The organism is Pseudomonas avellanae BPIC 631, assembly GCF_000444135.1.
GTDB classification, from domain to species: domain Bacteria; phylum Pseudomonadota; class Gammaproteobacteria; order Pseudomonadales; family Pseudomonadaceae; genus Aquipseudomonas; species Aquipseudomonas avellanae.
Map to the genome: position 1 here is coordinate 1 of NZ_ATDK01000069.1, position 21,339 is coordinate 21,339.

18 protein-coding genes and 1 pseudogene are annotated in these 21,339 nt (G+C 60.9%); 14 read left to right on the forward strand and 5 right to left on the reverse strand.

Features of this window, described 5'->3' with window-relative positions:
* Positions 1 to 60 precede the first annotated feature (60 nt).
* Positions 61 to 381 (forward strand): annotated as a pseudogene (locus DW49_RS0105365) (pilus assembly protein); the annotation flags it as partial.
* Positions 371 to 3,139 carry a PAS domain-containing sensor histidine kinase gene (locus tag DW49_RS0105370; protein ID WP_005620675.1) on the forward strand — a complete coding sequence of 923 codons (2,769 nt, stop codon included), beginning with the start codon at positions 371 to 373 and terminating at the stop codon, positions 3,137 to 3,139. The pseudogene DW49_RS0105365 and the gene DW49_RS0105370, both read left to right, overlap by 11 nt.
* Here the strand turns inward: DW49_RS0105370 and DW49_RS0105375 are convergent.
* The 3 genes from DW49_RS0105375 to DW49_RS0105385 all read right to left on the reverse strand — a co-directional run bounded on the left by DW49_RS0105375 (position 3,136) and on the right by DW49_RS0105385 (position 7,291).
* Positions 3,136 to 5,163 (reverse strand): pilus assembly protein TadG-related protein, encoded by a 2,028-nt coding sequence (locus DW49_RS0105375; protein ID WP_005620674.1) that lies wholly within the window; start codon positions 5,161 to 5,163, stop codon positions 3,136 to 3,138. The genes DW49_RS0105370 and DW49_RS0105375 overlap by 4 nt on opposite strands.
* A gap of 136 nt (positions 5,164 to 5,299) precedes the next feature.
* Complete coding sequence (locus tag DW49_RS0105380; protein WP_003376535.1) at positions 5,300 to 6,616, reverse strand: bifunctional DedA family/phosphatase PAP2 family protein; 1,317 nt, start codon at positions 6,614 to 6,616, stop codon at positions 5,300 to 5,302.
* A 3-nt stretch (positions 6,617 to 6,619) separates the two neighbouring features.
* Positions 6,620 to 7,291, reverse strand: a complete 672-nt coding sequence (locus DW49_RS0105385; RefSeq protein WP_005620673.1) for a DNA-3-methyladenine glycosylase — start codon at positions 7,289 to 7,291, stop codon at positions 6,620 to 6,622.
* A gap of 525 nt (positions 7,292 to 7,816) precedes the next feature.
* Between DW49_RS0105385 and DW49_RS0105390 the strand changes: the two genes are divergently transcribed.
* The 12 genes from DW49_RS0105390 to lipA all read left to right on the forward strand — a co-directional run bounded on the left by DW49_RS0105390 (position 7,817) and on the right by lipA (position 19,224).
* Positions 7,817 to 9,082: a glutamate-5-semialdehyde dehydrogenase gene (locus DW49_RS0105390; RefSeq protein ID WP_005620672.1), complete on the forward strand. Its 1,266-nt coding sequence runs from the start codon at positions 7,817 to 7,819 to the stop codon at positions 9,080 to 9,082.
* A gap of 22 nt (positions 9,083 to 9,104) precedes the next feature.
* Positions 9,105 to 9,764, forward strand: a complete 660-nt coding sequence (gene nadD / locus DW49_RS0105395) for a nicotinate-nucleotide adenylyltransferase (RefSeq protein WP_161458274.1) — start codon at positions 9,105 to 9,107, stop codon at positions 9,762 to 9,764.
* Positions 9,765 to 9,824: 60 nt separating this feature from the next.
* Positions 9,825 to 10,211 (forward strand): ribosome silencing factor, encoded by a 387-nt coding sequence (rsfS, locus tag DW49_RS0105400; protein ID WP_005620670.1) that lies wholly within the window; start codon positions 9,825 to 9,827, stop codon positions 10,209 to 10,211.
* 9 nt (positions 10,212 to 10,220) lie between these two features.
* Complete coding sequence (gene rlmH / locus DW49_RS0105405; RefSeq protein ID WP_005620669.1) at positions 10,221 to 10,688, forward strand: 23S rRNA (pseudouridine(1915)-N(3))-methyltransferase RlmH; 468 nt, start codon at positions 10,221 to 10,223, stop codon at positions 10,686 to 10,688.
* 28 nt (positions 10,689 to 10,716) lie between these two features.
* Positions 10,717 to 12,612 carry a penicillin-binding protein 2 gene (mrdA, locus tag DW49_RS0105410; protein ID WP_005620668.1) on the forward strand — a complete coding sequence of 632 codons (1,896 nt, stop codon included), beginning with the start codon at positions 10,717 to 10,719 and terminating at the stop codon, positions 12,610 to 12,612.
* 31 nt (positions 12,613 to 12,643) lie between these two features.
* Positions 12,644 to 13,747 carry a rod shape-determining protein RodA gene (rodA, locus tag DW49_RS0105415; RefSeq protein ID WP_003376550.1) on the forward strand — a complete coding sequence of 368 codons (1,104 nt, stop codon included), beginning with the start codon at positions 12,644 to 12,646 and terminating at the stop codon, positions 13,745 to 13,747.
* Between the two features lie 17 nt (positions 13,748 to 13,764).
* Entirely contained in the window at positions 13,765 to 14,772 is a 1,008-nt protein-coding gene (gene mltB, locus DW49_RS0105420) for a lytic murein transglycosylase B (protein WP_005620666.1), read from the forward strand.
* Complete coding sequence (locus DW49_RS0105425) at positions 14,772 to 15,800, forward strand: septal ring lytic transglycosylase RlpA family protein (RefSeq protein ID WP_003376554.1); 1,029 nt, start codon at positions 14,772 to 14,774, stop codon at positions 15,798 to 15,800. Before mltB ends, DW49_RS0105425 begins: the two co-directional genes overlap by 1 nt.
* A gap of 241 nt (positions 15,801 to 16,041) precedes the next feature.
* Entirely contained in the window at positions 16,042 to 17,202 is a 1,161-nt protein-coding gene (locus DW49_RS0105430; protein WP_003376558.1) for a D-alanyl-D-alanine carboxypeptidase family protein, read from the forward strand.
* A gap of 90 nt (positions 17,203 to 17,292) precedes the next feature.
* Entirely contained in the window at positions 17,293 to 17,568 is a 276-nt protein-coding gene (locus DW49_RS0105435) for a DUF493 domain-containing protein (RefSeq protein ID WP_005620664.1), read from the forward strand.
* Positions 17,568 to 18,224: a lipoyl(octanoyl) transferase LipB gene (lipB, locus tag DW49_RS0105440; RefSeq protein WP_005620663.1), complete on the forward strand. Its 657-nt coding sequence runs from the start codon at positions 17,568 to 17,570 to the stop codon at positions 18,222 to 18,224. Before DW49_RS0105435 ends, lipB begins: the two co-directional genes overlap by 1 nt.
* Positions 18,217 to 19,224 (forward strand): lipoyl synthase, encoded by a 1,008-nt coding sequence (lipA, locus tag DW49_RS0105445; RefSeq protein WP_005620662.1) that lies wholly within the window; start codon positions 18,217 to 18,219, stop codon positions 19,222 to 19,224. The genes lipB and lipA overlap by 8 nt, the downstream gene beginning before the upstream one ends.
* A 264-nt stretch (positions 19,225 to 19,488) precedes the next feature.
* Here lipA and DW49_RS0105450 read toward each other — a convergent pair whose 3' ends face one another.
* Together DW49_RS0105450 and arfA are read right to left on the reverse strand one after the other, a co-directional pair.
* A complete protein-coding gene (locus tag DW49_RS0105450; protein WP_005620661.1) occupies positions 19,489 to 20,826 on the reverse strand; it encodes a lytic murein transglycosylase in 1,338 nt (445 codons plus the stop codon).
* An 83-nt stretch (positions 20,827 to 20,909) separates the two neighbouring features.
* Positions 20,910 to 21,065, reverse strand: coding sequence for an alternative ribosome rescue factor ArfA (gene arfA, locus DW49_RS0105455; RefSeq protein ID WP_003376569.1), 156 nt, complete (start codon positions 21,063 to 21,065; stop codon positions 20,910 to 20,912).
* Between the last annotated feature and the right edge of the window lie 274 nt (positions 21,066 to 21,339).

A 21,339-nucleotide genomic window follows, 5' to 3' on the forward strand; every position in this document is an offset into this window, starting at 1 on the left:
ATCATGAGAGTCCATCCCTAACTCAATAGCCGGGTGTTGCACTCAGCCTCTGAAACCGCCCAGTCATTCAATGCGGCGGCCAGTGAAGCAGTGCGTCGAAGTGTCGCTCTTAGCCCAACGGTTACGAACTACAACACTCTGTTGACCCGTCAGGCGCAGAGTGTCGTCATGAGCCAGTTGTCATGGATGCCGCCTGCGTTGGGTTTCAGTGCAAGTTATACCAGTGTGACTTACACGGCAGGTGTGCTGACTGTCACCATCCAGTATCCCAAGACCCGACTGACCCAGGTATTGCCTCTGCTGACCCTGCCCGGCATTGGTGAGATCCCGCGTTTGCCGACCAACCTGACTGCCCAAGCGAGCCTGCAACTTGTCCCATGAAAAGAATCGCCTGAGCCGGTGGCTGGGACGCGGTGAAGCGCCGCCTTCGCCGCAGACCTTACCTGTGTCCAACGAGCTCGATCCGATTGGGGTCGACCTTTATCTGCTGCTCGATGAAGAAGGGCGGATACAGAGCATCAGCCCGCAATTGCTTGCGCGACTGGGCATGGCTGCGCCGATGTTTGCTGCCCTGCGCCTGATGAACCTGCTGCTGCCCAACAGCGCGCTGGTTGTTGAGGGTGTGCCACATGACTGGATCGGGCACATGCTTGATCTGGACTTCAAGAGTGCCGACGCGCACACCTTGCACGCCCGCGGCTGGGTGCAGGCGCACGGCAAGGGCTGGCTGCTGCAACTGCTGGATATCAGCGACCTGATGGAAGAGGCCAGCGCCGCTCGCAGTCGCCAGCAGTGCTTGCGGTTCGCCGGGCAGATGGCCGAGCGTGTGCGTGTGTGCAACGTGGAACGGTTGACGGCGGTGGTGGCCGAACAGCTGGAAGAGCTGGCGCAGCTGTGGCGCATTCCTTGTGTGGCGCTGGTGTTGCCGGAGGTCAGCGGCGTCGGCTGGCGTGTTTACTGCCAGTACAGTGCGCATACGGCACCGGAGTTGTGGCAGGTCGGACAGCGACTGGGTACGGCGCTGGACAGTTTCGATGCCAATGTCACCCATCAGTTGAGGTTTGGCAGCGGCGTCGATCAAGGGCCGTTGCAGAGTGTGTTCGCCAACGCGGATGGTTTTCTGATCCCGCACAGTCGTGACAACGTTCCCAAAGCCTGGCTGATGTTCGGCTTCTATGACCCGCGACAGCAGACACCCGACCTCGGTGAGCGTGAGTGGCTGAACCTCTGTTCGGCACTGGCAGGTCCGGTGCTGTTTCGCTTGTCCGAGCAGCACAACCGTCACCATGTCGAGCGGCTGGCCGTGCTTCAAGGGCTGCTCGGCACCGGGTGGTGGGAGCTGATGCCCGCCAGCGACGAGATCCTGCTGGCTCCGCAACTGGCGCGCAGTCTGCGCCTGGCCGACAGGGTCGAGAGCCTGTCTCGTCAGGACTGGCTGGCAATGATTCATCCGGCGGACCGCCAGGAGCTGTCCAGCCGTCTCGCCCAGTTGCGTGACAAAGGCACGCCATTGCTGCTCTGCGTGCGCCTTGTGCAGAATGACCCCGCGCAGGAAACCCTCTGGTTTCGTATTCAGGGCCAGGCGCTGATCAGCGGGCAGGTGAAGCGCGTGCTGGGTTTCATGCTCGACGTCAGCGATATCAAAAACCAGGAAACCGAGGCGGCTGCCGCCCACGCCCGGCTGGATAACCTGATTGCCAGCTCGCCGGCGGTGATCTACGTGCAGCGTTACGATCAAGGCAACCTGGAGCCGACTTTTTTCAGTGACAGCCTCACGCCTTTGCTGGGCTGGACGCTGGCCGACTGCATTGAGGGGCAACTGGCGGAATACATCCACCCCGAAGACCGCGACATCTGGTTCGAGCGCAACCGGCAGTTGCTGCGTGAAGGCGTGGTCAGTCGGCGATACCGGTTGCGCGACAAGGGCGGCAACTATCACTGGCTACTGGACGAGGCCCGGCTGTTGCGCGATGACCTCGGCATGCCAGTGGAGGCAGTCGGTTTATGGCTGGACGTTACCGAAGCCACACTGGCGGCCGAGCAAGTGCGCCAGAGCGAAGAGCGCTATCGCATTCTGGTTGAAGACTCTCCAGCGATGATCTGTCGCTATTCGCCTGATCTGGTGCTCAGTTTTGGCAACCGGCCGCTGGCCAACTACATGGAATGCACCCCGGAGCAACTGACCGGGATCAATCTCGGCGACTGGCTCTCGGATGAGCAGCGCGAAGCGTTCATTCGGCGCATCGGCCTGCTGACGCCTGAGGCGCCGTTGAGCACCGAAGAAATCTGCATCGAGTTGCCCGGCCGTGAATACGCCTGTTGGGTGTGGGCCGACCGGGGCATTTTCGATGAGCACGGCACGCTGGTCGAGGTGCAGGCCGTGGGCCGCGACAACACCGACGTGCGCCGCTCGATGATGCAGTTGAATCAGAGCGCCAAGATGGCCACGCTCGGCGAAATGTCCACCGGCCTGGCTCACGAGATCAATCAGCCGCTCAACGTCATGCGCATGGCGGTGGTCAACGTCTTGAAGCGCCTGAGCAGGGGCGATGTGGATATCGACTACCTCACTGAAAAACTCACTCGTATCGACACGCAGGTGCAACGCGCTGCCCGTGTGGTTGACCACATGCGGGTGTTCGGTCGGCGTTCCGAGGTCGAAGAGCAGCTGTTCGATCCGGCTCAGGCCGTTGAGGGCACTCTTTCGATGCTGGCCGAGGGCATGAAAGGCAAGGGCGTGCAGCTTCGCGTCGGGAGCATGATTGAGGCGGTGCGGGTGCGTGGGCATGTCGATCAGCTGGAGCAAGTGCTGATCAACCTGATGGTCAATGCCCGGGATGCCTTGCTGTCGCGGCGTGAAAAAGACCGTGAGTTCGAGCCGTGGATCAGTGTCGAAGCCGAGCGGGATGAAAATATTATCCGGCTGGTGGTTCAGGACAACGGCGGCGGTATTGACCCACGTTTGCTGGAGCGCATTTTCGAGCCGTTTTTCACCACCAAGCCCGTTGGAGTCGGCACCGGGCTGGGCCTGTCGGTCAGTTACGGCATCGTCGATCAGATGGGCGGCCAGATCAGTGTCAGCAACGTGGGCGAGGGCGCACGCTTTCGCATCGAGCTGCCGATTTTCAACGAAGGCTAGATGATCAGCATTGCCTGACCGATGTTGCAGCTCAGGTTGGCACCGACATCCACGGCTCCCAGGTTCAGGCCGAGCGACTCGAACAGCGGGTCCACGACCGATGATAGCAAGTTTGTGAGCGTATTTTCGACGATGGCGTCGAGTGCAATCGTCAGGCTGTTCAGTGTTGCTGCCGTTCCAGTGATGACATTGCCCAACACGTTGCTGGTCGCGGGTTTGTAGACATTCACCTTCACGCTGGAAACCGTGCCGTTGAGCAGAGTACTGGGCTTTGTGTCTGCAACGCCGGTCAGAAAGTATGGCGCGCTGTTGATTTCAGGCAGGTTGGGCGAGCTGAAGGTTGTACTGACGACCGTCGAGCTGCCCACTGGTGACTGGCTGACCGTGTCGAAAGTGAGGCCGATGCCGCCGCCGCCGAATAGGGTGCGGGCGGTGCAGTTGCCCAGCAATCCCAATATTTTCTGACAGGTCATGGTACCGATATCAAGTACGGGAAGCGGTGTGGTGGTTATCGCCGTGGCATCCGTGCTGGCTGGAAAACCGTCATTGATCAAGCCGACCTTGGCGCTGAGCAGTGCCGCATCGGTTTTGACGCTGAGGGTTTTATTGGTATTGCTGGTGCAGGTGAAGCCGGTGACATAGGTGTCGGCGCTGGCCAGCGACAGGCTCAGGTCGATTCGGGGGCCGGCGCTGGTGGATGTGCCGGAGGTCAGAAACTTGAAATCAGTGATCAGGCAGCTGTTCAGCCCTACGGCGCAGGTAGCCGACGTCACCAGGCCGGCAATATTCAGACTCAATGCATTATTGAGGATCGGCGTCAGGCTGCCGACCACCGAGCCTGCGGTATTGGCCAATGATGTGATAGTGCCCAGCACCGGCAGGTTGATCGACACCAGCGCGCGCATCTGTGCCGTGCGCACGTAGATCCGGTTGGCACCGGTTTTGGGGTTGAGCGGGTCGATCTCGCTCGGGTCACCGATGGCCGACAACTGAGGTGGCTCGACGACCTGAATGCGCGTCGTGACCTGCGCCAGGGTGCCTACGTTGATTTGCGCAGCCGTGGAGATGCCGGTCTTGTCATTGGCCAACTGTGCGAGGCCCTGAACCAGGTCGAGCAGGCACAGATTGGTGTTCAGTGCGGCGATGTCCGAACTGCCCTGTATCGACAGCAGGTCGCCCAGCAACACGGTCGTCGAGCCTGCTGCGACCTTTAGCGCCTGCAAGCCTGCAATGGTTGCCGTGCCGCCTAGCGCCGCGCCGGGGTCGAGCACATTGATGGCACTCTGAATCAACTGACTGACCGAAACCGAGGTGTTGAGCACATCGCTGTAGCCGACCGCTGTCAGGTTGAGGTCGGTCTTGAGCCGGTTCAGGTAGCTGAGCAGGCTGAGGTCAGTGCTGGCGAGGCCCTGCCAGTTCGCAACGCTGAGGTTGAGTGACCCGCCGAGCAGGCTGCCAATGACCGGGTTCAGAATGGCGGCCCGGGTGCTGTCCACCGTCACGGTTGCACTGCGGATGGTCAGTGCCGCCAGAGGTGCGGCGCTGGCGGCAACGGCTGTGGCGCTGAGCGTGACGTTGGTAGGCGAGGGTGATTTGTCGAACGCAGCACCAATGCCTGCGGCAATGCTGCGCGGCACCGGATGAGAGGCGACCACCTGGATGGCCAGCGCCTGGGTGGAATCGGCGACGAACACGCGCTGGCTCAATGCGCCCACCGTGAGCGTCCCGCAACGAGTCACCAGGGTTCGGCCATCGGTGTTCGGGGTAAAGCCGTTACGGATTGCACTCTGGTTGGCAAAGTCGGGCGCGCTGGCCGCACCGCTGCACGCTCCTTTGCGTCCTGCAGCCTCCAGCGCGGCGATATCCGCAATACGCTGCAGCGAGCGTTTCTCAAGATACAGCCTGCCACTGTCGACCACGACCAGCGCACACAGCAGCGCCAGCCCCAGCGTCAGCGCCGCGATCAGGCCGATTGCGCCGCGCTGCCGAGCGGGCGTTGCCGTGTAACGATTCAGGGCGGACATCAGCACTCCTTCGACAACGCCGTCGCTCACTCACCTGTTAAAAGGCAGTGTAGTCAACGCGTCGAAAGAGCAATGGCAAGGTGCCAGATTTGCGAAGTGTCGCACCCGTTTGAGCGGGTGCGATCAGATGTGCTGATCAGTACTGATAGCGCAGCACTGCATGCGACAGGGCGCGCACCGCAAAGATACCGAGCAGCGCGGTCATCGCCGGGACGATCAGCCACCAGACACGCACCGACATGGCTGGCAGGGATTCCTTGCGCTGAATGAACGCCAGGCTGGCGGCGCAGACGCAGAACGCCAGCAGCATCCCGGCCAGCACGTCGGTTGGCCAGTGGACACCCAGGTAAACCCTCGACAAGGCAATCGCCAGGGCCGGAATGCCACACAGCAACATCCAGCTCAGGCGCAGGCGCACCGGCTGGCCACGCCCGGCCAGCACGGCAAGCGTCATGAACAGCGCAAAGGCTGCGGAGCTGTGCCCGCTGGGCATGCTGTAGGTGGTCAAGGGGTCGACCAGCACGTCCGGGCGGGCGCGGGCGAAGAAGGTTTTCAGAAGGCCGTTGGCGACAGCGGTGCCCAGCGTGGCAGCCAGGGCGAAGGTCGCGTGGCGCCACTGTTTGGCAACCGCCAGGACGATGATCAGCAGGGAGGCCGCGAGCAACTGGGCCTTGAAGTCGCCAATGCTGGTGACAAACAGCACGATGTTCTGCGCTGCTTCGCTGCGGTGTTCCTGGATCAGCGTCATCAGGCCGTTGTCGAAGTCAGCCAGGTAAGGCCAGCCGATGAACAGCGCGGCGACCAGCGTCAGGCTGAGCACGGAAATCAGCTTGGTTGCGTAGCGTTTCTGGCGCACGCTGCTTTGAATGCTCAGCCCGAACAGCACCGCCAGCCCGGTGCCGACCACTGCCGCCTCTGGCCAGAAGCCCTCCGGCAACGGCAGGCGAATGGCTGCGCCCGCTGCCCAGCCCGGCATCAGGTAGGCAATCGACCAGCCAGCGGCGGCGAGCACGCTGACGGCGATAAAGCGCGGCAGCGGCATGTCGCACATGCCGGCAATCATCGGTAGCATTGGTCGCAACGGGCCGATGAAGCGCCCCACCAGCAGGCTGGCAATGCCATAGCGATGGAAATAGCTCTCGGCGCCGGCCATCCATTCCGGGTGCGTGCGCAGGCCTGGCAGCTGGCGGATATTCTGATGGAAGCGCCTGCCGATGAAATAAGACACTGCGTCCCCCAGCAGCCCACCCAGAAAGCCCAGTAACAGCACTTCGCTCAACGGCAGAATGCCGCTGCCCGCCAGAGCGGCAATGGCGAACATGATCACCGTGCCCGGCACAACGATCCCGACAATCGCGACGCATTCGGTGAAGGCGACTAAAAAGATCGCGACAGCCACCCAGGAAGGGTTCGCCGTCAGCCAGCCGGTCATGCCATTGAGCAGGTCGCCCATGGGTCAGTTTCCTTGATCGAGAAATAAGTAGTCGCGGCCTTCGACCTGACCGCGCCTGAGAGGGTTCCGTGTGCAGAAGCGCGCGTAGCCGGCGTCCACAAAGCGATACATGAGGTGTTCGTCGCGGCCGCTGGGTATGCCCAGCCGGGTGGTCTGGATAACGCGCTCGGGCGTCTGGCCGACGTCTTCGACCAGCAGCCGTTGCGGATCGAAGCGCTTGGCGTCCCATGCGGGCACTTTCAGGCCAAGTGCCTTGCACAGCAGCGTCTGGCCGGCACAAAGCCGCTGCGGCGGGCGAATTGCGCCACTGGCATCGGGGTTGTTCAGTTGCATCTGCGCCAACGCATTTTCATCGCTGGTGGCGTCGGTCCACGGAAACGCCGATTTGATCAGCACCGCGTTGCCCGGCCCCTCGGCGCTGAAATTCAGCGAATCGCCGCCACGCGCGTAGTACATATAGATGTGCCCGCCGTCGAGGAACAGCGCCTTGCGCTTTTCCGTGTAGCCCAGCGAGGCATGGCTGCCTTTTTCGGCGCAGTAATACGCTTCGGTTTCGATGATGCGGGCGGCCAGCCACCGTTCACCCACTTTGTGGCGGATGACCTTGCCCAGCAGGTCGCGGGCGAGCACTTGGGCATCACGCTGAAAGAAATGATCTTGAAGGGCCGCAGGCATAGTCAGACGGTTACGTTGAGAAGGTGCCCGATAATAACAAGCGCAACTTTAATTGCAGCTGAATGTGTCTGGATTAAGGGCTTTGTTGTTTCTGAACGTGACTGAGGCATGACAAAGCGGTTAACCCGTGCGAGCGCTTTGTGCGTGCGTCTCCCTGCGACGCTGGTCGAGAGGGCGCGCAGGCTGAGCGCTCATCGTGATACACAAGTCCTGAGGAGCCCGGAAAATGGGGGCGTTCAGGCTTCTGCCCGCCGGGCGTGGAGCGAACTTGTTCGCGAAAGCTTTATTTCGGGCGATACATCTCCTGCGGATGTCACGGCCCTTTCGCGGACAAGTCCGCTCCTACGGCCTTCGGCCAGAATCAAAAGCGGACTTGTGTATAACGATGAGGGCTGAGGGGGATGGGCATCGGTCTGCGCAATAAATCTGCGCACTGATATCGACCATCCGCCTGTCTGCGCTGTCGTTCGTGCCCCACGACAGCTATAATCGGCCGCTTTCCTCTCCGCCAAGACCTCTGAGACCATGACTGAGTCCGTTCTTGACTACATGACCCGCCTGGGTCGCGCCGCCCGTGAAGCCTCGCGAGTGATTGGTCGTGCCAGCACCGCGCAGAAGAACCGCGCCCTGCAGGCCACTGCCGCCGCTCTCGACGAAGCCCGCGACGAGTTGTCTGCCGCCAATGCACTGGACCTGGCCAACGGTCAGGCCAACGGCCTTGAGCCGGCAATGCTGGAACGACTGGCCCTGACCCCCGCACGCATCGACAGCATGATCGTCGGGTTGCGTCAGGTTGCAGCGCTGGCAGACCCGGTCGGTGCCATCCGCGACATGAGTTATCGACCATCGGGTATTCAGGTCGGCAAAATGCGTGTACCGCTGGGTGTTGTGGGAATCATCTACGAGTCACGTCCGAATGTAACCATCGATGCCGCCAGCCTGTGCCTGAAGTCCGGCAATGCGACCATTCTGCGCGGCGGCTCCGAAGCCATTCATTCCAATCGCGCGATCGCCGCCTGCATCGAGCGCGGTCTGGCCGAAGCAGGTCTGCCCGCTGCGGTGGTGCAGGTGGTCGAGACCACCGACCGTGCAGCAGTTGGCGCGCTGATCACCATGCCCGAATACGTGGACGTCATCGTTCCGCGTGGCGGCAAGGGCCTGATCGAGCGGGTCAGCCGTGACGCCCGTGTGCCGGTTATCAAGCATCTGGATGGCATCTGCCACGTTTACGTCAGTGCCCATGCCGATCTGCCCAAGGCGCAAAAGATTGCCTTCAACGCCAAGACGTACCGTTACGGTATCTGTGGTGCGATGGAAACCCTGCTGGTCGATCAGGCCATCGCGGCCGATTTTCTGCTGGCAATGGCGGCGCAGTTTCGCGAGAAGGGCGTCGAGTTGCGCGGTTGTGAGCGCACCCGCGAGCTGATCGACGTTATCCCGGCCACCGAAGACGACTGGCACACCGAGTACCTGGCGGCGATCCTCTCCATTCGTGTCGTGTCCGGGCTGGACGAAGCCATCGAGCACATCAATCATTACGGCTCGCATCACAGCGATGCCATCGTGTCCGATCACCAGAGCCAGATTCGCCGGTTCATGGCCGAGGTCGATTCCAGTTCGGTCATGGTCAATGCCCCGACGAGCTTCGCTGACGGCTTCGAATACGGATTGGGTGCCGAGATCGGCATTTCTACTGATAAGCTGCACGCCCGTGGTCCCGTCGGGCTGGAAGGGCTGACCTGCGAGAAGTACATCGTGATCGGTGATGGCCAATTGCGCGGACACGCCTGACTTGAACAACCCCATGACCACGCTGCCCAGACGTATTGGCATGCTTGGGGGCACGTTCGACCCGGTTCATATCGGCCACTTGCGCGGTGCGCTTGAAGTGGCCGAACTGCTGGAACTCGATGAGTTGCGCCTGACGCCCAGCGCCAGGCCCCCGCATCGTGACATGCCGAGTGTGACGGCCCAGGACCGTCTGGCGATGGTCAGGAGTGCGGTTGCAGGCGTGTCGCCCTTGACGGTGGATGACCGTGAACTGAAACGGGACAAACCGTCGTACACCCTCGACACACTGGAATCGATGCGCGCCGAACTGGCGCCTCGGGACCAGTTGTTTCTGTTGCTGGGTTGGGATGCCTTTTGCGGGCTGCCAACCTGGCATCGGTGGGAAGAACTGCTGGAGCACTGCCATATTGTGGTGCTGCAACGCCCGGACGCAGACAGCGAGTCGCCGGATGCCATGCGCAACCTGCTGGCGGCACGCGCGGTCAGCGACCCAAAGGCCCTGAAAGGGCCGGGTGGACAGATTACATTCGTCTGGCAGACGCCTTTATCGGTGTCTGCCACCCAGATCCGTCAACTGCTGGCCAGCGGTAAGTCGGTACGTTTTCTGGTGCCAGACGCGGTACTGGCCTATATCGATGTGCACGGGCTTTACCGTGCGCCGAACACTGATGGGTCGCCCTGAAACTGCTTTTATCGATAAGCGTTTGCGCGGTCCCACACATACGAGCTGAATGAGTTTTATATGACAAAGCAAAAAATGAGCAGTGAAGAAGTCATCAAGATCGCAATTGCTGCCCTCGAAGAAGTCAAAGGTAGCGATATCCTGACCATCGACGTGCGTGACAAGACCAGCATTGCAGATTACATGCTGATCTGCACCGGTACTTCCACCCGCCAGCTGAACGCACTGGTCGATAATGTTCGCGACAAGGTTAAGGCTGCCGGCCTGAAATCCCTGAGCGAAGAAGGCAAGGGTGATAGCGAGTGGGTACTGCTGGATCTGGGCGATGTGATCGTTCATGTGATGATGGCCGCTACACGCCAGATGTACGATCTGGAACGTTTGTGGCTGGGCGCGGAGCAAAGCCGCGCACCTAGCGCTGCGCACCACACGCCAGGCAACGAATAAGGCTTTGATGTGCGTTTGCGTCTGATCGCTGTGGGTTCACGCATGCCCAAGTGGGTGAAAGAAGGTTGGCACGAGTACGCCAAGCGGATGCCTTCCGAGCTTGCGCTTGAACTGGTGGAAATCCCGCTCAATACCCGTGGCAAGAACGCCGATGTCGCGCGCTTTATCCGTCAGGAAGGCGAAGCGATGCTGGCCAAAGTGCAGCCGGGTGAGCGGATTGTCACGCTGGAAGTGCAGGGCAAACCGTGGAGCACTGAGCAGTTGGCGGTCGAACTCGATCGCTGGCGCCTTGATGCGCGCACGGTCAACCTGATGGTAGGCGGTCCCGAAGGGCTGGCACCGGAGGTCTGTGCCCGCAGTGAGCAGCGCTGGTCGCTGTCGCCGCTGACCTTGCCGCACCCGCTGGTACGCATTCTGATCGGCGAGCAGATGTATCGCGCCTGGACAGTTCTGTCCGGGCACCCTTATCACAAGTAGCATCGTCTTTATTGTGAACACGGCCTAAATGTCTCAACCGATCCGCCTAAAAGACCACGAAAAAGACGCACGTCTGGTGCGCGGCAGGGTCGTGTTCGGTGCTGTGGCGGTCGTGTTGCTGGTGTGCGTACTGATTGCCCGTCTGTATTACCTGCAGGTCATCCAGTACGACTATCACTCCACGCTGTCGGAGAACAATCGCGTTCACGTTCAGCCCATTCCGCCCAGCCGTGGCCTGATCTACGACCGCAACGGCGTTGTGGTGGCGGATAACCGGCCCAGCTTCAGCCTCAGCATGACCCGCGAGCGTTCCGGCGAATGGTCCAGCGTGCTCGACACCATCGTCGAGATCCTGCAGCTCACCCCTGACGACCGGATCATTTTCGAAAAACGCATGAAGCAGGGGCGTCGGCCGTTCGAGCCGGTGCCGATCCTGTTCGAGCTGAGCGAAGAGCAAATCGCCCTGATCGCCGTCAACCAGTTCCGCCTGCCGGGCGTCGAAGTGGTGGCGCAACTGGTACGCCACTACCCGCAGGGGCCGCATTTTGCGCACTCGGTGGGCTACATGGGGCGGATCAACGAAAAAGAGCTCAAGAGCCTCGACCCGATCAATTACAGCGGCACGCACCATATCGGCAAGACCGGCATCGAGCGCTTCTACGAAGCCGAACTGCATGGTCAGGTCGGCTACGAAGAGGTCGAAACCAACGCTCGTGGCCGCGTGCTGCGCGTGCTTAAACGCACTGACCCGATCCCCGGCAAGGACATCGTCCTGAGCCTGGACATCAATCTTCAGGAAGCCGCCGAAGCGGCACTGGGCGGGCGTCGTGGCGCGGTGGTGGCGCTGGACCCGTCCACCGGCGAAGTGCTGGCGATGGTCAGTGCGCCCAGCTTCGATCCGAACCTGTTCGTGACCGGTATCAGCTTCAAGGCCTACGCAGAGCTGCGCGACTCCATCGACCGGCCGCTGTTCAACCGCATTTTGCGCGGCCTTTACCCGCCCGGTTCGACCATCAAGCCTGCCGTGGCGATTGCCGGGCTGGACTCTGGCGCTGTGACGCCTGGCTCGCGGGTCTTCGATCCTGGGTATTACCAACTGCCCAATTACGATCACAAGTACCGCAACTGGAACCGTACCGGCGACGGCTGGGTGGATCTGGATACGGCGATCATGCGTTCAAATGACACGTACTTCTACGATTTGGCACACAAAGTGGGCATTGATCGGCTTGCCACTTACATGAACAAGTTTGGCATCGGGCAGAAGGTGTCGCTGGACATGTTCGAAGAATCTCCCGGCCTGATGCCGTCCCGTGAATGGAAACGCGCCACGCGCCGTCAGGCTTGGTTCCCGGGCGAAACGCTGATTCTCGGGATCGGTCAGGGCTACATGCAGGCGACTCCGTTGCAACTGGCCCAGGCGACCGCGCTGGTGGCCAACAAGGGTGTCTGGAACCGTCCGCATCTGGCCAGAACCATCGAGGGCAAGGCGCCTGTGGACGAAAACCCGATGCCGAACATCGTGCTGCGTGATCCGGCCAACTGGGGGCGGGTCAACCACGGCATGCAGGAAGTGATGCACGGCGCGCGCGGTACGGCGCGCAAGGCTGCCATCGGTGCGCAATACCGGATTGCCGGCAAGAGCGGTACGGCGCAAGTCGTTGCCATCAAGCAAGGCGAGAAATACGACCGCACCAAGGTGCAGGAACGTCACCGCGACCACGCTTTGTTCGTTGGTTTTGCGCCGGCCGACAATCCGAAAATCGTTGTGGCAGTCATGGTCGAGAACGGCGAGTCCGGCTCCGGCGTGGCTGCACCGGTAGTTCGTCAGGTCCTGGACGCCTGGCTGCTCGACGAAAACGGCCATCTCAAGCCTGAGTACGCTGGTTCCCTGTATCTGGAGGCTGCGGCCCGTGAAGAGTAATTTCGACCGCATCCTGTCCAGCGAAGACGTGATGCGCCGCCGCGCCACGATTCTGCAGCGTATCCATATCGATGGCCCGTTGCTGATCCTGTTGCTGACCCTGGCGGCGGGCAGCCTGTTCGTCCTGTATTCGGCCAGCGGCAAGAACTGGGACCTGCTGATCAAACAGGCCAGTTCGTTCGGCATCGGTCTGGTAGCGATGGTGGTGATTGCCCAACTGGAGCCCCGTTTCATGGCGCGCTGGGTGCCGGTGCTTTATGTGGTCGGCGTGCTGTTGCTGGTGGTCGTTGACGTGATGGGCCATAACGCGATGGGCGCGACCCGCTGGATCAATATTCCCGGCGTGATCCGCTTTCAGCCCTCGGAGTTTCTCAAGATCATCATGCCGGCGACCATTGCCTGGTATCTGTCCAAACGCACGCTGCCGCCGCACCTCAAGCATGTCGGGGTCAGTCTGGCGCTTATTGGTGTGCCGTTCATTCTGATCGTGCGCCAGCCCGACCTCGGCACATCCCTGCTGATTCTGGCGTCCGGCGCCTTTGTGCTGTTCATGGCGGGCCTGCGCTGGCGCTGGATTCTCAGTGTGCTGGCGGCCGCCGTACCTGCGGCGGTGGCCATGTGGTTCTTCTTCATGCACGACTACCAGAAACAGCGCGTACTGACGTTTCTCGACCCGGAAAGCGATCCGCTGGGCACCGGCTGGAACATCATCCAGTCCAAGGCGGCCATCGGCTCCGGCGGCGTATTCGGCAAGGGCTGGTTGCTGGGCACCCAGTCGCACCTGGACTTTCTGCCGGAAAGCCACACCGACTTCATCATTGCCGTGCTGGGCGAGGAGTTCGGACTGGTGGGCATCTGTGCGCTGCTGATCATCTATATGTTGCTGATCGGTCGCGGGCTGGTCATCACTGCGCAAGCGCAGACACTGTTCGGCAAATTGCTGGCCGGGGCGTTGACCATGACGTTTTTTGTTTACGTTTTCGTCAACATCGGTATGGTCAGTGGCCTGCTGCCAGTGGTGGGCGTGCCACTGCCCTTCATTAGCTACGGCGGAACTTCGCTCGTGACCCTACTGTCAGCGTTTGGGGTTTTGATGTCGATCCATACACACCGTAAATGGATCGCTCAAGTTTGATTAAGGTGAACTATTCAATGCAAGCAATGCGTAACTGGGCTCGATATGCTCCGGTGGTCGGCCTGGTGGGCATCCTTGGATCGGTGCAAGAGGCACTGGCCGGCGATTACGAAGGTTCGCCCCAGGTGGCCGAGTTCGTCGGTGAACTGACCCGCGACTACGGTTTTGCCGGCGAGCAGTTGATGGGCCTGTTTCGTGAGGTCGAGCGTAAGCAGGCCATTCTCGATGCCATTTCGCGCCCGGCTGAACGGGTCAAGCAGTGGAAAGAGTATCGGCCCATGTTCATCACCGACACGCGCATAGCCCGCGGTGTCGACTTCTGGCGTCAGCACGAGGCTGCGTTGGCCCGTGCCGAGCAGGAATATGGCGTACCGGCGCAGATCATTGTTTCGATCATTGGCGTCGAAACCTTTTTCGGCCGCAACACCGGTAATTACCGGGTGATCGACGCCTTGTCGACGCTCGGTTTCGATTACCCGCCGCGTGCCCCGTTCTTCCGCAAGGAATTGCGCGAGTTCCTGCTGCTGGCCCGCGAGCAGCAGGTCGATCCGCTGACCCTCAAAGGCTCGTATGCCGGCGCAATGGGCCTGCCGCAATTCATGCCGAGCAGTTTCCGCGCTTATGCGGTGGACTTCGACGGCGACGGCCACATCAACATCTGGACCGACCCGGACGATGCCATCGGCAGCGTGGCCAGCTATTTCAAGCGTCATGGCTGGGTGGCCGGTCAGCAGGTTGTCAGCCGCGCAACGGCGCGTGGCGACCGGGTTGATGAAGGGTTGAGCCCTGCACTTGATCCGGTAATGTCGGTCGGGGAGTTGCGACAGCTGGGTTGGGCAAGTCATGATGCGCTGCGCGACGACATGCCGGTGACGGCATTCCGTCTTGAAGGCGACAATGGTCCCGAATACTGGCTGGGTTTGAACAATTTTTATGCAATCACCCGTTATAACCGCAGTGTGATGTACGCCATGGCCGTGTATCAGCTGTCTGAATCGTTGGTTCAAGCTCGAGGCGTCAACTAATGCGGGCATCGCCGATTCTTCAAACATTCAAGCTTCTGGCGTTGACCGGCCTGGCAGTGCTGGTCGCCAGTTGCTCGTCGCCGTCACGCACAACGTCGTCACAGTCGCCAAAAGGCGGTGCAGTCGTACGCACCATGCCGGGCCTGGACATCAACCGTGCCCACAAAGACGGCGCGCCGTGGTGGGACGTGGATGTTTCGCGCATCCCCGATGCCACGCCGACCCTGCACACCGGGGCCTACAAGGCCAACCCGTACACCGTGTTGGGCAAGACCTATTTCCCCATGAGCGATTCCAAGCGCTACGTCGCTTCGGGCACCGCCTCCTGGTATGGCACCAAGTTTCATGGCCAGAACACCGCCAATGGCGAGGTGTATGACCTGTACGGCATGAGTGCCGCGCACAAGACCCTGCCGCTGCCCAGCTACGTCAAAGTGACCAACCTGGACAATAACCGCACGGTGATTCTGCGGGTCAACGACCGTGGGCCGTTCTATTCGGACCGCATCATCGACCTGTCCTACGCCGCCGCCAAAAAGCTCGGTTACGCCGAAAGTGGCACTGCGCGGGTCAAGGTCGAAGGTATCGACCCTCAGGAATGGTGGGCGCAACGTGGCCGTCCGGCGCCGCTGATGCTCAATCAGCCGCAAGTGATGGCCCAGGCAACACCGCCAGCGCTGTCGACCTCCACCGGCACCGTAGAGCAATACACGCCGCCACCCCAGCAGCACGCTGCACCTGTCGTGCCGTTGCAGGTTGACGCAAAAAAAAACGCTTCAGGACAAGCCGCTGGGCTGTTTCTCCAGGTGGGAGCCTTCGCCAACCCGGACGCTGCGGAGCTCCTGAGGTCGAAACTGAGCGGGATGGTTCGAGCGCCGGTGTTCGTCAGCTCGATAGCTCGCAATCAGCAAACGCTCTATCGGGTCCGGATGGGACCGATCGACACGCCGGGTGAAGCCCAGCAACTGCAAAACAGCGTCAGGTCGGCCAATCTGGGCCAGCCAAGCGTAGTGACATCGGATCAGTAAGTTTTTCGACAGTCGCCCTCCGGCAACAATGGAGGGCGAGATGCAGTCGCAGGCGGCGCAGCTTTGCCAGCAGGGCAAGCGTTGCAGGTAACTGCCCACAAGGTCGTGTGTCGAACAGGCGACTTTGTCAGCCAGGGTTACAGCCTGGCCCCACGAGCCGTACCGAGGCGCTTTTGCCTCGCCGGTCTGTTCAGTTTTGCCCGCAAGGGCATGTTTGCCCATTAGGATTCTCGAGAGACGGATGAACATCACCACCTTTGCAAAACGTTTGTGCCTGCTTGTTCCACTGATTATCACCCCGGCTGCCTGGGCTGCAGAGCAGATGACGCCTGCTGCACCGCAACTGGCCGCCAAGTCCTACGTGCTGATGGACGCTACCAGCGGCAACGTTCTGGTCGAGAACAACGGTGATCAGCGTCTGGCGCCTGCCAGCCTGACCAAGCTGATGACTGCCTACATCGCGACCCTGGAAATCCGTCGCGGCCAGATCGGCGAAAACGATCCGGTGACCATCAGTGAAAACGCCTGGCGCACAGGCGGTTCGCGGATGTTCATCAAGGTCGGCAGCCAGGTCACGGTCAGCGATCTGCTGCATGGCATCATCATCCAGTCGGGTAACGATGCCAGCGTCGCGATCTCTGAACACATTGCCGGCAGCGAAGATGCATTTGCCGACATGATGAACAAGACCGCCGGCGACCTGGGCATGACCAACAGCCACTTCATGAACCCGACCGGTCTGCCGAACCCGGAGCACTACTCGTCGGCGCATGACATGGCGATTCTGGCCCGTGCCATCATCCACGAAGACCCGGCTCACTATGCGATCTACTCGCAGAAAGAGTTCTTCTGGAACGGCATCAAACAGCCTAACCGCAACCTGCTGCTGTGGCGCGACAAGACCGTTGACGGTCTGAAAACCGGTCACACCGACGAAGCCGGCTACTGCATGGTGTCTTCGGCTGTGCGTGACGGCATGCGTCTGATTGCCGTGGTGTTCGGCACCAACAGCGAACAGGCTCGTGCGGCGGAAACCCAGAAGCTGCTGACCTATGGCTTCCGTTTCTTCGAAACCCAGAACTTCTATCAGAAGGGCACCGAGCTGGCTCAGGCAACTGTCTGGAAAGGCACCGAGCGCCAGGTCAAGGCCGGTCTGGCTGAAGATCTGAGCATGACCATGCCCAAAGGCGACATGAAAAAGCTGTCCGCCAGCATGACCATGAATCCGCAACTGGTTGCGCCAATCGCCAAAGGCGACGTGATCGGCAAGGTCGAGGTCAAGAAGGACGATCAGGTGGTTCACACTGCTAATCTGATTGCCCTTGATGCAGTCGAGGAAGGTGGCATTTTCCGCCGCGTGTGGGATAGCATCCGCCTGTTCTTCTACGGCTTGTTCAACTGATCCAGTAACCAATGCCGACCTTCTCGCGGCCTGCTCATGATCTGAGCGGGCCGCGTGTCCGTCGTCACGGCTTGTGAGACCTTTACTGCCATGACTGATACCGACATCAAGTCGCACAAAATCGAATTCCCCTGCGTTGACTACCCGATCAAGGTGATCGGTGACACCAGCGCGGGCTTTACGGCCGCCGTGATGGAAGTGCTTGAAAAGCACGCCGAGGTCGATGTTAAAACGCTCGCCGAGCGTCAGAGCAGCAACGGCAAGTACACCACTGTCCAGTTGCACATCATCGCGACCAGCGAAGACCAGTTGCGCGATATCAATAGTGCCCTTCGCGCTACTGGTTTTGTGCACATGGTGCTCTGATGGCCAATGCTCTGGGCTTTCGTGATCTGGGTCTGATCGATTACGAAACCGCCTGGCACGCCATGCAGCGCTTCACCGATGGACGTAGCCGCGCAGCTGGCGATGAAGTCTGGCTGGTCCAGCACCCGCCGGTCTTCACTCAGGGGCAGTCCGGCAAGGCCGAGCATTTGCTGCTGCCGGGCAATATTCCTGTCGTACAGGTCGATCGTGGCGGCCAAGTGACTTATCATGGCCCGGGCCAGCTGGTCGCTTACCTGATGCTGGATGTCAGGCGCCTTGGCTTCGGTGTGCGCGATCTGGTCACCCGGATCGAGAACACGCTCATTGCATTGCTGGCCGATTATGGCGTCACGGCAGCGGCCAAGGCCGATGCGCCGGGTGTGTACGTCGATGGCGCGAAAATCGCCTCGCTCGGTCTGCGCATTCGCAACGGCTGTTCGTTTCATGGCCTGGCGCTGAACGTCGACATGGACCTTGAGCCGTTCCTCCGCATCAACCCTTGCGGCTATGCCGGGCTGGCCATGACCCAACTGAGCGATCAGGCAGGGCAGATAGAATTTTCCGAGGTTAGTGTCCGACTGCGTGCGCAGCTCGTCAAACACCTCGACTACGCTGAGCAGGCGACCCTTACGGGCGGAATAAACCAATATGACTGACACCGTGCAAACCCTGATCCCGACGCTTGACGTTTCCGAGCGTGTGGCCCGTCCGAAAGTCGAAGCCGGCGTCAAGCTGCGCGGAGCGGAGAAGGTTGCGCGCATCCCGGTCAAGATCATTCCGACGGTAGACCTGCCGAAGAAGCCTGACTGGATTCGCGTGCGCATCCCGGTTTCTCCGGAAGTCGACCGTATCAAGCAACTGCTGCGCAAGCACAAGCTGCACAGCGTCTGCGAAGAGGCATCCTGCCCCAACCTGGGCGAATGTTTCTCCGGCGGCACCGCGACCTTCATGATCATGGGCGACATCTGTACCCGTCGCTGCCCGTTCTGCGACGTGGGCCACGGCCGTCCGAAGGCGCTCCACGCCGACGAGCCGAAGAGCCTCGCCATCGCGATTGCCGATTTGCGCTTGAAGTACGTGGTAATCACCTCGGTAGACCGTGATGACCTGCGTGACGGCGGTGCTCAGCACTTTGCCGACTGCATCCGCGAGATCCGCCTGCTGTCGCCGGGCGTCCAGCTCGAAACACTGGTGCCCGATTACCGTGGGCGCATGGACGTAGCGCTGGAAATCACCGCAGCCGAGCCGCCGGATGTGTTCAACCACAACCTGGAAACCGTACCGCGTCTGTACAAGGCCGCGCGTCCGGGTTCGGATTACCAGTGGTCGTTGACCCTGTTGCAACGCTTCAAGCAGATGGTCCCGCACGTACCGACCAAATCCGGCCTGATGCTGGGTCTTGGCGAGACTGACGAAGAAGTCATCGAAGTCATGAAGCGCATGCGCGAGCACGACATTGACATGCTGACCCTGGGCCAGTACCTGCAACCATCGCGCAACCACTTGGCGGTGCAGCGTTTCGTCCATCCGGACACCTTCGCCTGGTTCGCCGAGGAAGGTTACAAGATGGGCTTCAAGAACGTCGCCTCAGGCCCGCTGGTGCGCTCGTCGTACCACGCCGACGAGCAAGCCAGGATCGCCAAAGCGATGCTCTGACAGCGAGCCGCAAAACAAGAAGGGCCAGGTAGCGATACCTGGCCCTTTTTTGCGGTTGATTATCGTGCCGACGCTCCGCGTTGGCATGCCGTTCGTGACGCTCCGCGTCACACACTTCGCCGCATCTTTGGTCGAGATTGGACGCAGAGCGTCCGGAAATGCATTCCCACGCTGGAGCGTGAGGAACGATAGGCGCCCGTAAGAACACTATCGTGCCGACGCTCCGCGTTGGCATGCCGTTCTGGACGCTCTGCGTCCTCCCGATTATTGCCCCGCAGGCTTGCGAAGGGCTTCCAGCAACTCATGCGTCGGATAGCCATCGGCCGGCCAGCCGAAGGATTGCTGTGCGCTGCGGATTGCTTTGCGCGTATTGGCGCCGATAATGCCGTCTGGCGCGCCTGCGTCGTATTGGCGGGCCGAAAGCAGGCTTTGCAACTCGATACGCTCAGAGCGGCTCAGCGGCGTGTCTCCGCGTGGCCAGGCGCCGACCACGTACCCTGCACCCTTGAAACGGTCGGAAAGCAGACTGATCGCCAAGGCATAGGAGGTGGAATTGTTGTACTTGAGAATCGCGCGGAAGTTATCCAGCACCAGAAAGGCCGGGCCGCGATAACCCGCTGGCAACAACAAGACCGCCTGCTGCTGGCTGGCCGCGACCGGAATCGCCGAGCCGTCGGGTTGCTTGAGGCCCAGTTGCTGCCATTCAGCAAGACTCTTGCGGGTTGTCGAATCGGCCAGCGCGTAGTCAAACCCGGAGCCGAGCACCACCTCAAAGCCCCACGGCTGACCACGCTGCCAGCCGGAACTTTGCAGGTAGTGCGCAGTGGAGGCGAGGGCGTCGGCCGGGGTGTTCCAGATGTCGCGACGGCCATCGCCGTCAAAGTCGACGGCGTGGGTGTTGTAAGTGGTCGGGATGAACTGGGTCTGGCCCATTGCCCCGGCCCACGAGCCGAGCATTTTGTCCGGGGTGATGTCGCCATGCTGGATGATCTCCAGCGCGGCCAGCAACTGGCTTTGCGCGAACCCCGGACGACGGCCTTCATAGGCCAGTGTCGCCAGTGAGCGAATCACCGATTGCGAACCCTGAAAGCTCCCGAAATTACTCTCCATGCCCCACACCGCGACCAACGCCTGACGATCCACGCCGTACTGCTGCTCGATCTTCTGCAGATCATCAGCGTACTGCGACAGCAACGCCTGACCCTTGCGCACGCGTACCGCGGAGATGGCGCCGTCCAGGTACTCCCACACCGGGCGGCTGAACTCGGGCTGACTGCGGTCGGCTTTGACCACGCTCATGTCGGGCGTGACACCGGCAAACGCCAGGTCGAATACGTCCGCCCGGATGCCTGCCTTGAGTGCCTGAGCACGAAAACCGGCTTGCCATTCGCTGAAACTGACGGCGGGTTGAATCGTGAGGGTGTCATCGACGACCAGTGCTGGCGTGGGGGCCACGGCCGGAGCGTTTGTCTGCGCTTTACTGGTTTGAAGGGGCGTGGCATCGGCAGCAGTGGGTTTTTCTGCGCAAGCTACCAGGGCAATAAGGCTGGAGGCAGCGATGAGTTGGCGCAGCTGCGGGCGATGGGTAAAACGAGAAGGCATGCTTGAGTCCAAGGGTATTACCGTTAGGTGCAGACCATAACACGGCTAAGCGGTCGAAAGCGCCCCGCAGGTGTTGCTCGATATCAGGCTGCCATAAAGCAGGAAGCCTCCCAGCTTTTAGACTGGAAGGCTTCGCGGCGGTAGCTGCCTTTGCCCTTGGAAGGTTGTTCCTGACGACTGCGGAACAAGGGCTGGGCGATGATCGATTTGGCCTTGTTCGGCCGTTTTGGCTTGCTCATGGCGGGGTGCTCCTGATGGGGGTTGTAAAGCGCCGCAAATCATCGGGCAGATCGGCGGTAATGTCTAATAGTTGTGTGCTATGGCGCGGCGGCGAACTTGAATACAATACCTGTGGGAGCGAGCTTGCTCGCGAAGACAATCGTCCGAACGCTCGAGTTTCAGGGGCTGCACTGACCCCTTCGCGAGCAAGCTCGCTCCCAGTGTGCCCGGCATGGGCCGAAACCAGCCACTTGAAAGCAGTGGCCAGACTAAGTGACGACAACTGTAGCGAAA

What these genes read in the sequence shown, in the direction of transcription:
- DW49_RS0105450 (WP_005620661.1), bottom strand. Translation starts at nt 20,826, where the DNA reads ATGCCTTCTCGTTTTACCCATCGCCCGCAGCTGCGCCAACTCATCGCT.
- arfA (WP_003376569.1), bottom strand. Translation starts at nt 21,065, where the DNA reads ATGAGCAAGCCAAAACGGCCGAACAAGGCCAAATCGATCATCGCCCAG.
- rodA (WP_003376550.1), top strand. Translation starts at nt 12,644, where the DNA reads ATGCGCCGCCGCGCCACGATTCTGCAGCGTATCCATATCGATGGCCCG.
- DW49_RS0105390 (WP_005620672.1), top strand. Translation starts at nt 7,817, where the DNA reads ATGACTGAGTCCGTTCTTGACTACATGACCCGCCTGGGTCGCGCCGCC.
- lipB (WP_005620663.1), top strand. Translation starts at nt 17,568, where the DNA reads ATGGCCAATGCTCTGGGCTTTCGTGATCTGGGTCTGATCGATTACGAA.
- lipA (WP_005620662.1), top strand. Translation starts at nt 18,217, where the DNA reads ATGACTGACACCGTGCAAACCCTGATCCCGACGCTTGACGTTTCCGAG.
- mltB (WP_005620666.1), top strand. Translation starts at nt 13,765, where the DNA reads ATGCAAGCAATGCGTAACTGGGCTCGATATGCTCCGGTGGTCGGCCTG.
- DW49_RS0105435 (WP_005620664.1), top strand. Translation starts at nt 17,293, where the DNA reads ATGACTGATACCGACATCAAGTCGCACAAAATCGAATTCCCCTGCGTT.
- DW49_RS0105425 (WP_003376554.1), top strand. Translation starts at nt 14,772, where the DNA reads ATGCGGGCATCGCCGATTCTTCAAACATTCAAGCTTCTGGCGTTGACC.
- DW49_RS0105385 (WP_005620673.1), bottom strand. Translation starts at nt 7,291, where the DNA reads ATGCCTGCGGCCCTTCAAGATCATTTCTTTCAGCGTGATGCCCAAGTG.
- rsfS (WP_005620670.1), top strand. Translation starts at nt 9,825, where the DNA reads ATGACAAAGCAAAAAATGAGCAGTGAAGAAGTCATCAAGATCGCAATT.
- mrdA (WP_005620668.1), top strand. Translation starts at nt 10,717, where the DNA reads ATGTCTCAACCGATCCGCCTAAAAGACCACGAAAAAGACGCACGTCTG.
- DW49_RS0105430 (WP_003376558.1), top strand. Translation starts at nt 16,042, where the DNA reads ATGAACATCACCACCTTTGCAAAACGTTTGTGCCTGCTTGTTCCACTG.
- DW49_RS0105380 (WP_003376535.1), bottom strand. Translation starts at nt 6,616, where the DNA reads ATGGGCGACCTGCTCAATGGCATGACCGGCTGGCTGACGGCGAACCCT.
- DW49_RS0105375 (WP_005620674.1), bottom strand. Translation starts at nt 5,163, where the DNA reads ATGTCCGCCCTGAATCGTTACACGGCAACGCCCGCTCGGCAGCGCGGC.